This is a genomic window from Peribacillus sp. QJM3NY_7 (assembly GCF_056173225.1).
This window is the reverse complement of the sequence record NZ_CM149663.1, coordinates 2,612,486-2,628,650: the sequence shown is the minus strand read 5'-3', so window position 1 is coordinate 2,628,650 and position 16,165 is coordinate 2,612,486. Positions and strand designations below refer to the sequence as shown.

15 protein-coding genes and 1 pseudogene are annotated in these 16,165 nt (G+C 40.2%); 6 read left to right on the top strand and 10 right to left on the bottom strand.

Annotated features, from left to right (window positions below; genetic code table 11):
- Window positions 1–80: 80 nt before the first annotated feature.
- The 7 genes from AC0VX1_RS12585 to AC0VX1_RS12555 form a co-directional block, all read right to left on the bottom strand.
- Window positions 81–398, bottom strand: coding sequence for a DUF3870 domain-containing protein (locus AC0VX1_RS12585; protein WP_034312026.1), 318 nt, complete (start codon window positions 396–398; stop codon window positions 81–83).
- A gap of 320 nt (window positions 399–718) precedes the next feature.
- Window positions 719–1,585: a carbon-nitrogen hydrolase family protein gene (locus AC0VX1_RS12580; RefSeq protein WP_413021166.1), complete on the bottom strand. Its 867-nt coding sequence runs from the start codon at window positions 1,583–1,585 to the stop codon at window positions 719–721.
- A 52-nt stretch (window positions 1,586–1,637) separates the two neighbouring features.
- On the bottom strand, window positions 1,638–3,122 hold the full coding sequence (locus AC0VX1_RS12575) for a sodium:solute symporter family protein (RefSeq protein WP_034312033.1): 1,485 nt from the start codon (window positions 3,120–3,122) through the stop codon (window positions 1,638–1,640).
- Window positions 3,119–3,319, bottom strand: coding sequence for a DUF3311 domain-containing protein (locus AC0VX1_RS12570; protein WP_053534973.1), 201 nt, complete (start codon window positions 3,317–3,319; stop codon window positions 3,119–3,121). The genes AC0VX1_RS12575 and AC0VX1_RS12570 overlap by 4 nt, the downstream gene beginning before the upstream one ends.
- Before the next feature lie 129 nt (window positions 3,320–3,448).
- Window positions 3,449–4,681, bottom strand: coding sequence for a Zn-dependent hydrolase (locus AC0VX1_RS12565; protein ID WP_063591173.1), 1,233 nt, complete (start codon window positions 4,679–4,681; stop codon window positions 3,449–3,451).
- A 102-nt stretch (window positions 4,682–4,783) separates the two neighbouring features.
- Window positions 4,784–6,403 carry an amidohydrolase gene (locus AC0VX1_RS12560; protein ID WP_475471528.1) on the bottom strand — a complete coding sequence of 540 codons (1,620 nt, stop codon included), beginning with the start codon at window positions 6,401–6,403 and terminating at the stop codon, window positions 4,784–4,786.
- Window positions 6,404–6,701: 298 nt separating this feature from the next.
- Window positions 6,702–7,586 carry a hypothetical protein gene (locus AC0VX1_RS12555; RefSeq protein WP_475471527.1) on the bottom strand — a complete coding sequence of 295 codons (885 nt, stop codon included), beginning with the start codon at window positions 7,584–7,586 and terminating at the stop codon, window positions 6,702–6,704.
- 192 nt (window positions 7,587–7,778) lie between these two features.
- Between AC0VX1_RS12555 and AC0VX1_RS12550 the strand changes: the two genes are divergently transcribed.
- The 3 genes from AC0VX1_RS12550 to AC0VX1_RS12540 all read left to right on the top strand — a co-directional run bounded on the left by AC0VX1_RS12550 (window position 7,779) and on the right by AC0VX1_RS12540 (window position 11,826).
- Window positions 7,779–8,510, top strand: coding sequence for a hypothetical protein (locus AC0VX1_RS12550; RefSeq protein ID WP_475471525.1), 732 nt, complete (start codon window positions 7,779–7,781; stop codon window positions 8,508–8,510).
- A 555-nt stretch (window positions 8,511–9,065) separates the two neighbouring features.
- The gene (rocF, locus tag AC0VX1_RS12545) at window positions 9,066–10,016 is read left to right on the top strand and encodes an arginase (RefSeq protein WP_034312048.1); all 951 of its coding nucleotides are present in this window, start codon (window positions 9,066–9,068) and stop codon (window positions 10,014–10,016) included.
- Window positions 10,017–10,389: 373 nt separating this feature from the next.
- On the top strand, window positions 10,390–11,826 hold the full coding sequence (locus AC0VX1_RS12540; RefSeq protein ID WP_413008415.1) for an amino acid permease: 1,437 nt from the start codon (window positions 10,390–10,392) through the stop codon (window positions 11,824–11,826).
- Between the two features lie 261 nt (window positions 11,827–12,087).
- On the opposite strand, the gene AC0VX1_RS12535 is transcribed toward AC0VX1_RS12540, so the two are convergent.
- Window positions 12,088–12,366, bottom strand: a complete 279-nt coding sequence (locus AC0VX1_RS12535; protein WP_475471522.1) for a hypothetical protein — start codon at window positions 12,364–12,366, stop codon at window positions 12,088–12,090.
- A 381-nt stretch (window positions 12,367–12,747) separates the two neighbouring features.
- On the opposite strand from AC0VX1_RS12535, the gene AC0VX1_RS12530 reads away from it, so the two are divergent.
- Both AC0VX1_RS12530 and AC0VX1_RS12525 read left to right on the top strand, forming a co-directional pair.
- Window positions 12,748–14,079, top strand: coding sequence for an oligosaccharide flippase family protein (locus AC0VX1_RS12530; RefSeq protein WP_034312057.1), 1,332 nt, complete (start codon window positions 12,748–12,750; stop codon window positions 14,077–14,079).
- Window positions 14,080–14,258: 179 nt separating this feature from the next.
- Entirely contained in the window at window positions 14,259–14,450 is a 192-nt protein-coding gene (locus AC0VX1_RS12525; protein WP_413008411.1) for a DUF3934 family protein, read from the top strand.
- Window positions 14,451–14,665: 215 nt separating this feature from the next.
- Here AC0VX1_RS12525 and AC0VX1_RS12520 read toward each other — a convergent pair whose 3' ends face one another.
- Window positions 14,666–15,031 (bottom strand): DUF948 domain-containing protein, encoded by a 366-nt coding sequence (locus AC0VX1_RS12520; RefSeq protein WP_057277700.1) that lies wholly within the window; start codon window positions 15,029–15,031, stop codon window positions 14,666–14,668.
- 95 nt (window positions 15,032–15,126) lie between these two features.
- Window positions 15,127–15,516 carry a DUF948 domain-containing protein gene (locus AC0VX1_RS12515; protein WP_063576276.1) on the bottom strand — a complete coding sequence of 130 codons (390 nt, stop codon included), beginning with the start codon at window positions 15,514–15,516 and terminating at the stop codon, window positions 15,127–15,129.
- 130 nt (window positions 15,517–15,646) lie between these two features.
- On the opposite strand from AC0VX1_RS12515, the pseudogene AC0VX1_RS12510 reads away from it, so the two are divergent.
- Window positions 15,647–15,900: pseudogene (locus tag AC0VX1_RS12510) on the top strand (four-helix bundle copper-binding protein).
- The last annotated feature ends 265 nt before the right edge of the window (window positions 15,901–16,165 follow it).

Genomic DNA, 16,165 nt, shown 5'->3' with positions numbered 1-16,165 from the left:
CATAGAAAAATCCAGCTGCCAAAGAGCGCGTACGCACTCTTTAACAGCTGGATTTCAATTGCGACTGACAAAAGAAGCAGCTATAACTTATAAAGTTGCTGATATTTGATGCTGGCATTTCTTAGGGCGACGGTCAGTGCTTTCTGAGATGAACCAAAATACCGTTGCTCAATTTCCGTCTCCAATTCATCGGGCCGAAGAATGGATTTACCAACTAACATGGATTGAATGAAGCGTGATGTAATCGATATCGTGGTCGAGCATTCCGCATCCACTATTTCATGCGTATCACGATCAATGACGAACCCGATAAAAAAGCAGTTGAATTGCTGTGTAATTGGATTATTGGACGGTGCCTTCGATTCGCCAACTATATATACTGTATTCTGTTGAAACATGATTGTTGTGCCTCCTGCCATTACAGACATCATAACAGGTATAAATAGGGTGACTATCTATATTATTACAATATGAAATGGTTATATATATTTTAATATATATAGCAAGCATTTGACAATATATTTTGTATATTAAGTCAATTCCCGATTCCTTCGGCCAGAGAATAGATAAGTTCTATAACTAATACGCCAATCAAACTGAAGAATCAAGAAGAATAACCAGGTATTGTTAAAGAACTCGTTTCAGGGTTCATTTTTTGACCTACCACCGCACTTTATTGGACCGTCATTCGGACGACAATGGTTCGGGATCCAACACATCATTTCAGCCCTTTGTATGGTTCATATTTCGCATACATATCTTTTCGGCGATTACGATCCTTGAAGGTGGTTGCTGCACCACTTTTTCGATTCTCATAAAGTTCGTCCATATCCACTGTACCGGTAATGATGGTATGTTCATTCATTTCCGCCTCGGCCACTATTCCATTAGCAGGCCAAGCGCTGTCACAGGGGCTAAGGATACTGGCACGGCCATATCCGTTCGGCAAGGGTGATCCTGGTTCACCAACTGTGGGGCAATGAACAAAATATACCTGATTTTCTATTGCACGTGCATGTGCGCAATGGCGAACTCGCCAAAAACCAGCCTCTGTAAATGTGTATGATGGGCAAAATATGATGTCGGCACCGTTCACTGATAATATCCTTGAAATTTCAGGTATCTCCGCTTCATAACATACCGCTATCCCTATCTTAACCGGACCCACGGAATAAACCTCCAGTTCATCGCCTTCAGAAGTATGCCAATTCGCTTCAGCAGGAAAGATATGAGTCTTTTTATGCTCAACGACTGATCCGTCTTCATCAAAAATATAAGCAATATTGTAGTATTCATTTTCGCGGCGTTCCAGATGAGTGCCTGCAATGATGACTTGTTTTCTTTTTCTTGAAATTGACCTGAAAAGATCTTTGTATTGATTGGTATATTCATCGATCCTGATAACGGACGAGGCATCCTGTTCTCCAAAGGCCGCTGATAACCCGATAGTTAACAGTTCAGGAAAAATGATATAATCCGAGTTTTCGGGAACTTGGGTGATCAAGTCTTCTACTTGTTCCTGAAATTCAAGGAAATTTGACACTTTTTCTACACGAAATTGGCAAGCCGTTATTTTAATTTTCACAAAAGCCCTCCCATATCATGTTTTATCAGTTCTTCCAGACTTTTAAAAGAAATCAGGATATCTTGTCCAGATCATTCATCTCGGTCTGTTGCATGGAGATTTGTTTAGTCAGGGCACTTACAAGGAATGTTACTAGTATATTAATCAACAAAGCTATGACGCCTGTACTGATATCATTAATTACATGTGGGGTATTTGGCAGGAATGTAGCAACCTTCACATCTGCAATTGTCGCATATAAAACAATCAGGACACCTGCCAATATTCCAGCCATCGCACCATACTTATTGATTATATTGGTTTTTGGCAAACTGAAAAACAAGGACGGGGCCAGTTGCGTAATTAAACTGTATGACATGATATTCAGGATGGCCAAAGCCTCGCCGCCTGTAACCGTTACAATTAAAGCAATGATTGAGATACCAATAATGATTATCCTTGAGACAATCAATTGATGTGTTTCAGTCGCAGCAGGTACCAGGACTTTGAAAAAGCTATTTGTCAGACCTACCGATGCAGCCATTAGCATGACTGAAGCCGGTACTAGGGCCGTCAATAAACCTGCAGCTCCGATAACCCCTATCACCCAAGGATCGAATGTTTGTATCGCCAGCCTTAAAAGTGAGAGATCACCATCAGCTCCTTGCAAACCCGGGATTTGCATGATGGCTGTAAATCCAATGAAAAAAACGAACAGCAGCAACAATGTGTATAAAGGTAACGCAATCGCATTTTTGCGAAGGGTCCTTTCCCCATTGGACGATAAAACGACCATGAAAGTTTGTGGCAGCAAATAAAATCCTAGTGCATTCAGCAAAACGGTGGACACAAACCAGGACTGACTCAATCCCTGATCTGCCAAAACCAACATTTCCGGTTTGGCAGCTTGAACGGTCTCGAACATTGGCTGTATGCCTCCGAAATAATGAACTGGAATGTAAATCCCTAAAAAGATGACGACCACCAAAATCATGAAATCTTTCAGTATGGCAGTCCATGCCGAACCATGAATGCCTGAAATCATTACATAGGTAGTTACAACCACAGCGCCGATCACACTTGCAGCAACTGGTGAAATTGCTCCGTATGATGCTTCTGAAACAATGATACCCAATCCTTTAAGCTGTATGACTATGTACGGGACGAGGGCTAAGCTTCCCAATACAGCAACGATCATCCCCATTGACCTGCTTTTATATTTAGATGCAAAATACTCTGGCTGAGAGATAATGGAATGTCGTTTTGAATATCTCCATATTTTAGGGACGAGCCAATATGATAGGACATAAGCTAAGAAAATATAGGCGGGAACATAATAAGCAGCGGCACCTTTTGAGTATGCCCACCCACTTCCGCCCAGGAATGTAAAAGTTGTATAAATTTCACCTGCTATCAAGAGAAAAATGAAGAATGTACCGAAGCCCCTGCCCCCTACGGCAAATTGCTCCATATCCATATCCTTCCCTTTTCTAGCTTTAATCCCTAAATAAAGTGCTAGAACCAAGAAGATGGCAATGATGAGCAATGAGATATTCATTCAGATTCACTCCCTTTATTATCAGGATCGAACTTATAGACGATCATTAATATAATCGATGCCATCACCATCCAAAATGCAACCCAAAATAACAAAAAAGGCATTCCCAATATGTACGGTTCTATTTTATTTGCATAGGGCAATAAACCTAAAAACCCTATAAATGGAACAAAAAGCAATAGCTTAATAGCATCCAAATTATACCCTCCCCTAATTAGTTTCCTTACACGGGTGCATAACCATCAGTCAAGCCGACTTTCATGCTGAACTGATGGTTTGATGGCACCCTTCGGTCACTGGCTGTATACAACCAACTATATTTCCGCTTAAGATGACTGGATGGCAAGGACCGTTTCCAATATTACATTGACGCCTTTTTCACAATCTTCCCATGTGGTAAGTTCCTCTTCACAATGGCTTTTCCCGTTGATGCTTGGGACGAAAACCATGGCAGTAGGTATATAACTGGCTATAAACTGTGCATCATGTCCTGCACCGCTTACCATTCTTTTATATGGTAGTCCTAATGAATTGCTCGATTGCTCGAGCAAATTGCAAATGGATTTGTCGAACCACACGGTATCCCTGTCCCACAATTTTTTCGCTTGGATGTCGCAGCCGCCTTCTGAACCTCTAGTTGTAAGGCCTTTTATGACTTCCTCCACCTTTTCGATGACTTTGGAATCCTTATGTCTCGCTTCAAGCGAAAAAACCACTTTATTAGGGATGACCGTATGGATATTCGGAAACACATTTACCCTTCCCATCGTAAAAACCAAATCGTCATCAAGCATGCCTAGCTTCTGACGGGCCTCCATGATCAAGCTATTCGCGGTGAAGAAAGCATCTTTTCTCATATTCATCGGGGTGGTTCCTGCATGATCGGATTCTCCTGTAATTTCTATCTCATAGCAAACCATACCAAGGACACATTCAACGACACCGATCGTTAGTGATTCCCGTTCAAGAATGGGCCCTTGTTCAATATGCAACTCTAGAAATGCAGTTGCTTCTTTTAAACGAGACTCTTGATCCCCTGCATATCCAATGGCACTCAAGGCACTTTCGAAAGTGGTTCCTTCACTATCCGTCTTTTGCAGCATGACGGATTTTTCGAATTTACCCGAAAGAACTCCCGAAGACATCATGGAAGGTTCGAATCTGGCTCCCTCTTCGTTTGTAAAATTGACGATCATTACCGGAATTTTAGGCTGGATATTGTTTTCGACCAGAGTACGCACGACTTCCAAGCCTGCAGCTACACCCAAGATACCATCAAACCGCCCGCCCTTTTTTACCGTATCCATATGCGATCCCATTACAATAGGTGGTTTGTTTTCAAGTCCCGCTAAAGTGGCGTAAATATTCCCCATATCATCAATCTTAATGGTCATACCCAATTCTTTACAGCAAGCGCAAAAATAATCACGGACTAATCGATCTTCGTCGGAAAGGGATAGCCGTGTGACCCCGTTGTTTTCTGTGCGTCCAAAATCAGCAAATTTCTCTAGCGTACGACTCAGCCTCTCACCATTAATTAATAATTTTTGCTTTTTCATAGCGAATATCCCCCTTTTAGATAACCTGCTAAATCCTCTTCGTTCGCTTAAGCCAAAAAATTGTAAGTGAAGGTCTTGTTGTTTTAGAATAGTCACGCTAGATTATATTTCCACCATTGTTTCCCTATGATAAAGAATCTCCCCATTCAGAATCGTCGATTCAACTTTCAAATCCTTGATATTTTGGGAATCCACTTTCAATATACTATCATTCAATACTACTAGATCGGCAAGCTTTCCTGCCTCCAGGCTGCCTTTGACATCTTCATCGAAACTAGCAAACGCGCCATTCCATGTGTATAGTTTAATGGCTTCCAATACGCTAATCGATTGAATCGCACCTATTTTCATACCAGACCTGCTTGTTCTATTAACAGCAACGTGTATGCCTAATATAGGGTCGTGATCAGTAACGGGAGCATCTGAACCGGCTGCGGCCAGGATGCCATTATCAATAAAATCACGGGCAGCGTACATATGGTTGACCCTATTGCCGTAATGTTCAATATATATATCACCGAATTCATAAGGAAATGGGGGGTTGGGGATTGGGATGACCCCAAGTTCTTTCATCCTTTTTTGTAAATCTGGTGAAGATATTCCAGCATGCTCAATTCTATGTCTATGATCTTTTCTGGGCGATTCATTCAAAGCCATTTCCACGCAATTTAAATACATCTCTATTGCCCTGTCTCCTTGGGCATGGACTGTGATTTGAAAGCCTCTTTTATGTGCCTGACCTAATACTTGATGGATCTCCTCTTCTTTATAATAAAGAATCCCGGAATAACCAGGATCACTCTTATAAGGCTCACGGGTGGCAATTGTCGGACCGGTACTGCTGCCATCCGTAAACAATTTGGCTGGTCCGATTTTGAATCTTTCGTCCCCCGTTCCGGTTATCACTCCCGAATCTACCATTTTATTCACAAATTCATGAGAATTATTCAATGAACCGACCATCGCATAGATACGGACACGAATGTCCTTATTTTTTATGGCCTGCTGCATTAAACGGAAACTGTCAGGACCATGAGCACCAGCTTCATGAATGCTTGTAATGCCTGCTTCAATGAAATGTCCCGATGCTATTTTGACCGCCTTCAACAGTTCACTTTCTGAATAGCTTGCTCTGTCGGCCATTATCATATTTGCTGTTTCAATGAGTTTTCCTGTAAGTCTCCCCGCTCCATCCTTTTCAATGATTCCTCCAGTTGGATTCTCTGAGTTTTCATCAATTCTAGCAATCTCAAGCGCCCTGCTATTCACCACGCTTATATGGCTGCATGTGCGATTCACGATAATGGGATGGTCTGTTGAAATAGCATCCAATTCCGCTATTGTTGGATAACGTTTTTCTTTCACTGCGGTCTCATTGAAGCCCCAAGCCCGAATCCACTCACCTTTAGGGATCGTCGAAGCTTTCTTCTTCAGATCGATTAACAAATCTTCTATAGATTTGATATGTTCAGCTTTACAGCTCACTGCCAATTGATTGACACCATACAAGATAAGATGAATATGAGAATCTATAAACCCAGGAAGTAAGGACTTTCCCTGCAAATCAATCACATTTGTTTCTTCTCCGATAAATACCTTGATTTCCTGATTCGTTCCGACTGCCGAGATACGATCACCGTTAATTGCCAGGGCTTCCGCGACTTCATTTTTTTGATTTACGGTTATGACTTCGCCGTTTATGAACACGATATCAGCTTTCAACCAACACACCCCTTCCTTATTGTTTCCCCCTCAGCTCTGCCACCTCTTCATTTGCTGTCCCTGCCGCCGCTTACCAGAATATTCTGTTTTCAACAGATTCATTATATCCACACCAGATTGTGAAATCATTAGACAAATAGTTAAAAATATCATCGTTTTTTTATACCTTTTATATAATTGCGTCTTAATTCCCATGGTTTGCTGGCCCCAGCCCCCTCTATTCCTAAGGGGACTATAACCAATCAAAAAAAGGATAGATCCAGCTGCTTATTTGCTTATCTATCCCGCCATTATTCAATTACAACCCATTGTTGCTCCCGATAATGCCAATGGTCAAATACTGTTTATTTTCTTGAAAATCCCATGGCCAGTATCGAAGGGTTAATTCGCTTTTATCCAATTTTTCAATAAACGTTTTTACCCCTATCAAGGCTGCCCCATATCCAACGTTCGAGGCCAATGCAAAGATGGCATTCAGCCCTTCGTTAATGGTATCCATATACTCAGGTTCGATTTTTAAGATATCAGTCCATGTAATACAGAATCCATTTTGCTTGGTACATTTAGATATAGAGTGATTCACTGTACGAACGATCTCATCCCTTACATCCAAAATTCCATTCTTCATCTCTTCTGCATCTTTTTTCTGATAGTGGTTTGCATGATCGGAAAGAAGCTCCATGGCCCAATTATAAAATAGTTGAGTATAAATGGCGGAAGTTGCCACGATATCAAAATCATTATAATAATTAGCAAAAACACGTTCAGAAAGCTGACCTAACCGATTCTCGGTATCCTTTAAATACCGAATAATTCCCTTTGCCGTTTCACCACGATTCAGCATGGAAGATAGGTGGTGATCAAAATCCACTTTATCGAGGCCTGTTACATCAATTTCAATAAGTTGAATTTTCTCCCGGGTCCGTTCAGGCAAATTTGCCGTACCCTTTTCCATACTTTCCATATCAATATCAAATAGGTATATGGAGTTGCATTTAGTTGCCAGATACTCTATATCCAAATCATCGCAATTGCCTGCTCCGACGATAGCCACTTTATCTACGAACGCTTTTTTCGAAAAAAAGGCATCGAATAAACCTGTAACTTGTATACGATGCTGTTTCCACCGTAACTTTCTGTATTCATCCCGATTATGGTTCATTTTTCTTTGATAGGTTTCCAAGTCAATCTCTCCCTTTAGGGTAGTAAGGATTTATTTATTGTAACAAAGTATCCCGATCTTTTGGAGGGCAGGTAATTTAGATTTCGCACTGGGGAAAAGATAGGCTCAATTTCCATAGTAAAATGAACGATAATGATGTTAGGATAATATGGGAATTGTTTTAAAGTAGCAGTCATTACAGGAGGGTGTTCCTTGAGCAAAACAAAGAAGATTTTACTTACTTTACTAGGTGTTTTTTCAATCATCTTGGTCGGTGTTGTGATCCTTTTGTTTACATTCACACAGAGCATGAAAGCAGATCCCGATGAAGAAAAGAAGATCCGGGATAAAGCTGAAAGATACTTAGAGGAAACTTTTGATGAAGGAACCGAAATATATGATGTCCTATACGACAATATGGGAAACCGGGGCTATTTTGAATACGCAGCTAAAGTGAAACATGAAAAATATGGTACGCATTTTCTTGTTTTCTTTAATGATGAAACAGGGGAAATGGAGGATACATTCCTATCTGATAAATGGCAAGATGATGCAGAGAAGGAAATCAGGCCATATGTTGAAAAAGAACTGGGTGACGTGTTGATATCCAAGGAAATGGAAAATATTGCAGAAAGTGAAGATTGGGAGAAGATTCAAGAAGAAATAGGCGATTATAATCAATTACTCTTGGTCTTTGATGAGGGGATCGGTAAAGAATTGAACATTGATCCGAATAAGCCAGCCAGCTATAAAGATTACGAAGTTTCCCCTACCATCCGGATTACCCTTTCACGTAAGAAACAGGATGCAGATGAAGACCGCTTTAACGAAATGATCAATGGCCTTAAAAAAGATAAAGTTCTTGAACATGGAAATATGATTGTAGAATATATTAGTACCAATGGTGTGCCACTTGAAGATGAGGAATGGCATAAAAAGTTTTAAAACCAACATATAGTTTAACAGGAAGGTAAAGGGCAGCCGCTCTTTACCTTTTTAGTATATGTGAAACAAACCCTTCAAAATGGCACTTTCCTCTAGTAATCTATCCTATTTTTTGTAATGAATCGTTTCTCGCGGTTAACCACATTAGAGAAAAAGTTCTTTATTCTCACGTCAAAAAATTTTTTTTAATATAAAAATGAAAAATCCTTCCATGCATTTTAGGTGAAACCGCTCCTTTTGATGAATAAATGTAACCAGTATAATATATTCAATATCTTCAGAATCTTCCTTCGGCCACCGATTCAGGTTGGTAACGCTATCACTTCCATTCCTGGAATAAAAATCTTAACAATCGCAGATTTCAAAGGAATTGAGCCAATTCCCTTCATACCTCGCACGGTAATGTATCCTATTCATAAATAATCAATAATAGGAATTTTAACCCATGACTTTTACCCTTTTTTCAATCGTATAAATATTCAAAAAAATGTCGAGTTGAGTCATCTATCCTTTTACCCTTATACTAGGGTAGAAAAATCGAAGGAGGAATTACATATGAAAAAGGAAATTTCAATCATTGGTGTGCCAATGGATCTTGGTCAAACTAGAAGAGGAGTGGATATGGGGCCGAGCGCCATCAGATATGCAGGATTAAGTGAAAGACTTGAAAACATTGGCTATACTGTCCGTGATGAAGGTGACATTAAAGTAGAAATACAGGAAAGAGCACAAAGTGATAGTGACACAAATTTAAAGAATCTGCAGGATGTAGCAGAAGGTAATGAAAAATTGAGTCAAAAAGTGGATGAAGTCATCCAAGCAAATCGTTTTCCTTTAGTTTTAGGAGGAGATCACAGCATTGCTATCGGGACATTAGCCGGTTTAGCGAAGCATACTGAAAACTTAGGGGTAATATGGTATGATGCACATGGGGATTTAAATACTGCCGAAACTTCCCCATCAGGAAACATACACGGTATGTCCCTAGCCGTAAGTTTGGGTCTTGGCCACCCTGCACTGACTAACATCGGCGGATATTCTCCAAAGGTCAAACCAGAGAACATTGTCATCATTGGTGCCCGTTCTTTAGACCAAGGTGAGAAAGAGTTAATCAGGGAAAAAGGAATTAAAGTCTATACGATGCATGAGATTGATAGAATGGGTATGACAAAAGTGATGGAAGAATCGATTGCCTATCTGAAAGAACGTACGGATCTTGTACATTTATCACTTGACCTTGATGGTCTTGATCCAGATGATGCACCTGGGGTCGGTACGCCTGTAATGGGAGGCATTAGTTACCGTGAAAGCCATCTTGCCATGGAAATGCTGGCTGAAGCTAATATCATTACATCGGCAGAGTTTGTTGAGATAAACCCAATATTGGACGAGCATAATAAAACGGCTGAAGTTGCTGTCGCATTAATGGGCTCATTGCTTGGGGAAAAATTACTTTATGGAGCGGAAGAACATATCACTCCTGATTTATTGGCTCAAGTTAAATAATCGGACACTTTGTTTTTGATAGAAAGATAGAGAGTTCTTTAAAGTGATACTCCATAGGAAAAAGCCCATACTTCGTTTATGAGCTTCTTCCTCCATTGGCGGATGATCGATTTGAATCAATTTACATCCCTAGTTTCCTGACGCTTGGCTTCTCTTTCTTTATTAAGCGGCGCTTTCGAAATTAATTCTGCATAGGTACCTATGTTCATTGAATCATGCTTCTTTAATGCAGAAGTAATCTCTTTTCGGAGGGAATTCGACATCATCTAAGAATCAAAATCAAAAGCTATTAGACTTGTAAGAACACAAATTCCCTAATAACGTCCCAACATAAATGAAACCGTTTGCACCCATCAGGTAAAGGAGTTTTTCAATGAAAACAGCAGAAAATCAACCAAATGAATTAAAACGGAGCATGAAAGCAAGACATTTATTTATGATTTCAATAGGGGGATGTATTGGTACGGGCTTTTTCATCGGTTCGGGCTATACCATTCATGAAGCAGGAGCTTTCGGCGCTATCCTCTCTTACATAGTCGGCGGCTTCATCATGTATTTAACGATGCTATGTCTAGGTGAACTATCCGTTGCGATGCCTGTTTCCGGTTCGTTTCAGACATATGCGACAAAGTTCATCGGTCCTGGCACCGGGTTTGCCATTGGATGGCTTTACTGGTTAGGTTGGGCAGTTACAGTTGCTTTGGAGTTTCTGGCGGCAGGCCAGCTTATGCAAAGATGGTTCCCTGAATCACCCGTTTGGATGTGGTGTGCAATCTTTGCTTTTCTCATCTTTTCACTAAACGCCTTATCAGCAAAGGCATTTGGCGAATCGGAATTTGTTTTTTCCAGCATAAAAGTATTGGCCATCATTCTGTTCATCATCGTTGGCGGTGCTGCTATGTTTGGTTTGATTGATATGAAAGGTGGACAAGAGACTCCATTTTTCTCAAACTTTTTCGCTGAGGGTCTTTTCCCTAATGGGATATCGGCCCTGCTAATCACAATGATTACAGTGAACTTTTCCTTCCAGGGCACAGAGTTAATCGGAATTGCCGCGGGAGAAAGTGAAAACCCGGAAAAGGTCATACCAAAATCCATCAAACAAACGGTGTGGAGAACCCTCTTCTTCTTTGTTCTTTCGGTCACTGTACTTTCGGCGATGATTCCAAGGGAAGAAGCAGGTATCTCAGAAAGTCCATTCGTTGTTGTACTGGATAATATCGGGGTTCCGTATGCAGCTGACATCATGAACTTCATCATTCTTACAGCACTATTGTCAGTGGCGAACTCCGGTCTTTATGCTGCCACACGTATGCTCTACTCGCTTTCAAGGGAAGGTATGGCAAGTCCGAAACTCGGTTTGGTGAATAAGAGAGGAATTCCGCTTAATGCCCTGCTCATCACACTGGCGATTGCCGGTTTGTCTTTACTTTCTAGTGTAGTGGCTGCAGACACAGTATTTGTCTTTCTTCTCTCCCTTGCAGGATTAGGTGCACAAATTGGCTGGATTGCCATATCTGCTAGTCTTCTTGCTTTTAGAAGATCATATACCCGCCAAGGTGGAAAGATAGAAAATCTGAAATTCAAAGTTCCGCTATACCCATTCATCCCCATTCTTGCTTTAGCAACAAACTGCATCGTCATGATTAGTTTAGCATTTGTTCCTGAGCAGCGAATGGCCCTGTATTGCGGGGGAACATTCTTCCTTGGATGTTATGCGGTTTATCACTTTAGAGTGAAGAAAAACAAGACCATAGAAACGCCTAAGCAGGAAGTTGAATTAAATGCCGGTAAAAAAATGGTCATTTAATCAGAACGCTGCGAAGTATAGTAAGTGGTGAAAAGTGATTTTTACAATCCATCAAGATTGCTTTTCAAAGAAGAAATACCCTGGATGTTTACACACCCAGGGTATTTCTTTTATTTAGTCACCATTCCTGCCAGCTACCCAATGGTAAAGCGCTTTCCAGCTTTTTTAGTTCCCCTAACCACCCCTGTATATATATAGGAAGTTAAATTTCAAGATACATCTGGGCAATAAAAACCAAATATCAAAACAAAAAAAATCATCTTAATCGATGATTTTATATTGTGCAAATTCCTTTAATTTAGGCAGGATTGGCTCTAAAATTTCCTTGGCTATGTAATCGGTGTCCAATCCAATGAAGCGTTCACTTTCCATGTCGACAGATCTCGCATTTTCCGGGTCATCACAAAAAATAAACGATATGATTCCGTTATCCTCCATCATATCTACATATTTAAATGTAATGTCATGTTTCGTAAGACAACTTTCAAACGCAATGCACAATTCATCTATATTTGATTGACTAATAGATGTGAATATCATATTGATCATCCCCTCTGCTAAAGGATAGCAAAATAAAGCTTGAATTTCAAAGCGAAATTCGTGTCCCACTCTTATGTTCTTCTGACACTTTCGACAAAGAAAACATGGCAACAAAAAAGCCCTCGATTGGAATATCACCGTATGAAGCCTTTTGATAAATGTCATGGCTAATGATTTTCCCATTAGAAATGATTGTAACCAAATCGATTCATTCCATTTCCCAAGCTTACCCTTATTTAATTTTTTATCTTTCAACAGCGATTAATAAGGATTGCCATAGGCATAATCGCATTTTGTATAGCCGTGATCTGCAGTTCCTCATGAATATTCCATGGCATGTCTCATATCTTTATACAAACACCTTGTTAGGAGTGGACCAACATGAAATCTTTTTATAAAGGAACGCTCATCTTGATTGTCGCAGCGTTTTTTGGTGAATGTATCGAATTTTTAGTGAACATGCTCCTAGCCAGGGAATTACACGAAGAGGGCATGGGGCTTTATATGTCCATATTGCCAATTTTCTTTTTGATATATGTGATCGCCAGCCTTGAATTACATATTTCCATCTCAAAATTCGTTGCGGAAAATAAACAGGCCATGCATTATAATCTTATCATTCATGCACTTAAGATGGCTGCAGTCGTCGTATTGGTAATGTGTGTAGTCATGCCTTTCATACTTTCCTTCTCATCCATAATGGACAAATACCATCCCTATATTAAATGGCTGCTCATCACACTGATCCCAATAGTTGCCTTTTCGTCGATTGCAAGAGGCTATTTCATGGGTGTCCAGCAAATGGGGAAGATTGCCTTTTCCAACTTTTTAAAAGATATCATTCAATTCGGCTTGCTTTTCCTCATCTTTAACTTATTTCATTTTAACCAGGAAAAGTCATTATTGATGGCCTTTTTTGTTTTGATTGGCAGTGAGTTCCTCGTTTTTCTTTACTTGATCAACCTTTTGATTCTTCAAATGCGGATCATGAGGCGCGGTACGAACTCACGGACAACCGGTAAACTTGCACGGCAAAAGTTATTGGCGGTTTCTCTGCCCACCATGGGGTTAAGGATCTTTCATGCGATAACAAATGCCATCCAACCTTTTTTGATCCACACTGCCCTTCTCTCGGCAGGATTCGGTGCGGTAGTGGCTACAGAGCATTTTGGGATGCTTACTGGAGTTGCAATGACGATCGGCTTCTTTCCAGCCTTTATCGCGCATTCCTTAATGATCATGCTCATTCCGAATGTTTCGAATGCATACAAGAGGCAGGATAAAGAAAAATTGAGGGTTTTATTGCAAAAATCGATGTCTTTCACCGTATTGTATGGAGTTCCGGCCGTGTTTTTCATTTATTTCTTTGCGGAACCTTTGACCTCCCTCTTTTTTTCTTCAACTTCTGCCGCATACTATTTAAAATTATTATGTCCTTACTTCCTTTTTCATTTTTTTGTCATTCCCATGCAAGCCTATCTCATCGGCCTGGGTTTAGTGAAAGATGCTTTCATCCATACCGTATGGTCCCATATTGTTGCCTTTTTAATGATGTATATCCTAGGGTCACAGGCTTCTCTTAATATGGGAGGAATCATTTTAGGAATGAACACTGGTGCGGTATTATTAACCTTCATGCACTACTTGACCATTTGCAAAAAAATCGGCATAAGCATCTTACTGACGAAATCAAGATCGATATCGATAAAGTGAAGCCAATAGCAAGTTCAGCACGGCAAAAACCTTGCTGTTATTGGTTTCTAAAGATTTAGATTAAAAATATTGAGCCTTTCCCTGTACATATCACCTTCGTTACTGTATATTTCAACATACTTGGGTATAATCAAGTAAAATGGTTTAAACTAACCATACAATAGTAATGGAGTGATTTCATGAGTAAAGCTAAGGCTAAGAGCGGAACGGGTAAAGGTACGGGCACTGGAACGGGCAAGAAGGGCTGGAATCGTTGGAAAACAAGTGCCAACAAGAAAAAAAACGCCAAACCATATGTTAGTAAAGGCGTCAAGCATTCCAGTGATTCAAAAACATCCGGTCACTCTACAGGTGACAAGACAGAAAAATAATTGCTTGTCCTACAATCCATACAAAACATACAAAATTTATGTTTGTTCCATATTCTCATACAGGGTGTTAAGAGATCTGTATGAGAGAAATGGGTCTTATAGAAATAAACCACTAACAATATCCATATGAGGCATAAGAGTACGGCTATTATACATACCATCAAAAAAGACACTCCAAAACCCGGCAGTGTCTTTCATTTTTATTTTTTTCTTTTTTATCTAATTTGGCTTTTGGGTTTGATAGCATTGATTTTTTTCGGGGAAAACTCTGTACGGAAGCCGTTAGTGGCTTTTTTAACAGAGTTTGTAACCGAATGTATCGCTTCACCAACGTCCTGAGCAGAATCCAATAATGGTTCAACCGTTTTCATTTTAGCTTTTACATCGTCGGTGATTTCATTTGCAGTTTGCAATAGTTGTTTCGATTCGCCGGATAAATCGTGGATGGCATTTCGCACCTCAACCAATGTGTGATTGGCTTCCCCTATCGTGACCATTCCCTTTTGAAGTGTACTTATCAAAAATACGACCAACCAAATGAAGGCTAAAGCGATTGCAGCCACACTATATTGAATAATCAAGATAAAGCTCCCCCTCTGAATTAAATGGTAGAAACGATTGCTTTTAATAGGTTAGTGAATCCCGGGGTGCCTGTTTTTAAAGATAAATGATGATTCTATCTGAGTTTTATTTGAACCCCCCCAGCTTTAGTTCGGGTTGAAGGAGCTGACGGTGTGGATAAATCCTTGGGGCGGCCTTCCAAACTGGCTTCTTTCATGGTATTGGTTACATTATGAATCATTTCCCCAACATCTTGAGCGGATTCCAGCAATGGATCTACATTTTCCATCTTCCCTTTTACATCCGCAGTAATTTGATTAGCAGAGTGGATCAGTTGTTTGGACTCTTGCGTCAATCCATGGACGGCATTTCTTACCTCTTCCAGTGTCTTATTTGTCTCTTCGAGCGTTCCCATTCCTTTACGCAGCGTCTGGTTGACATTATATATCAAATACACGACGGCTCCGGAGACACTGGCAACACTTAATTTAATGAACATTTTCATATATCCACTCCTTTCATTTAAATTTATGCATTGTCCCTTTCATTCATTCCCTATAGTCCATTACTTGTCCGATCAGTTTTAAAGAACCATTTACCTTTCCCCAAATGAAGTTTAAAGGGTAGTTTAATGGATAATAGTAAGGGCGTGTAATCATTGTTACGACGCATGCTTAAAAGAAGAACATGTAAACATGATGCTGGAAAGCATTCGCTTGGATCGGGAATATGCGGATATTTGCTCTTTTTTAGCACAGGCGATAGGTAGAGGAACCCCGTTTATTTCAGAGTTGGCTAATGTTTTATCAAGATTTGTGAAAGCTGCGGAAATGAATGCAAAAAACACGATCATGAACAGTGTCAAAAATGTGCCGAGGCTTGTTTGTGATGCGCAGAAGAATGCAGAAAAATAGTCGCTTGATGTAAGGATAGCATTAGCTATTCCTTTCAGACTATAGACAAATTCGATGAAAATCGAGTTTGTCCATTTTTATGGCTTGTACGATTTGGACGTTTTTATTGAAACGTAAGGCTCGCTTTCCGCGGGCGGTCGGCCCTCGGCTTTCGCCTGCGGGGTCTCCCCTAGACGCGCTTTTCTAAGCAGGAGTCTCGTACACCCGCTCCAATCAATTTTGTCTTACCTTTTAGATAGA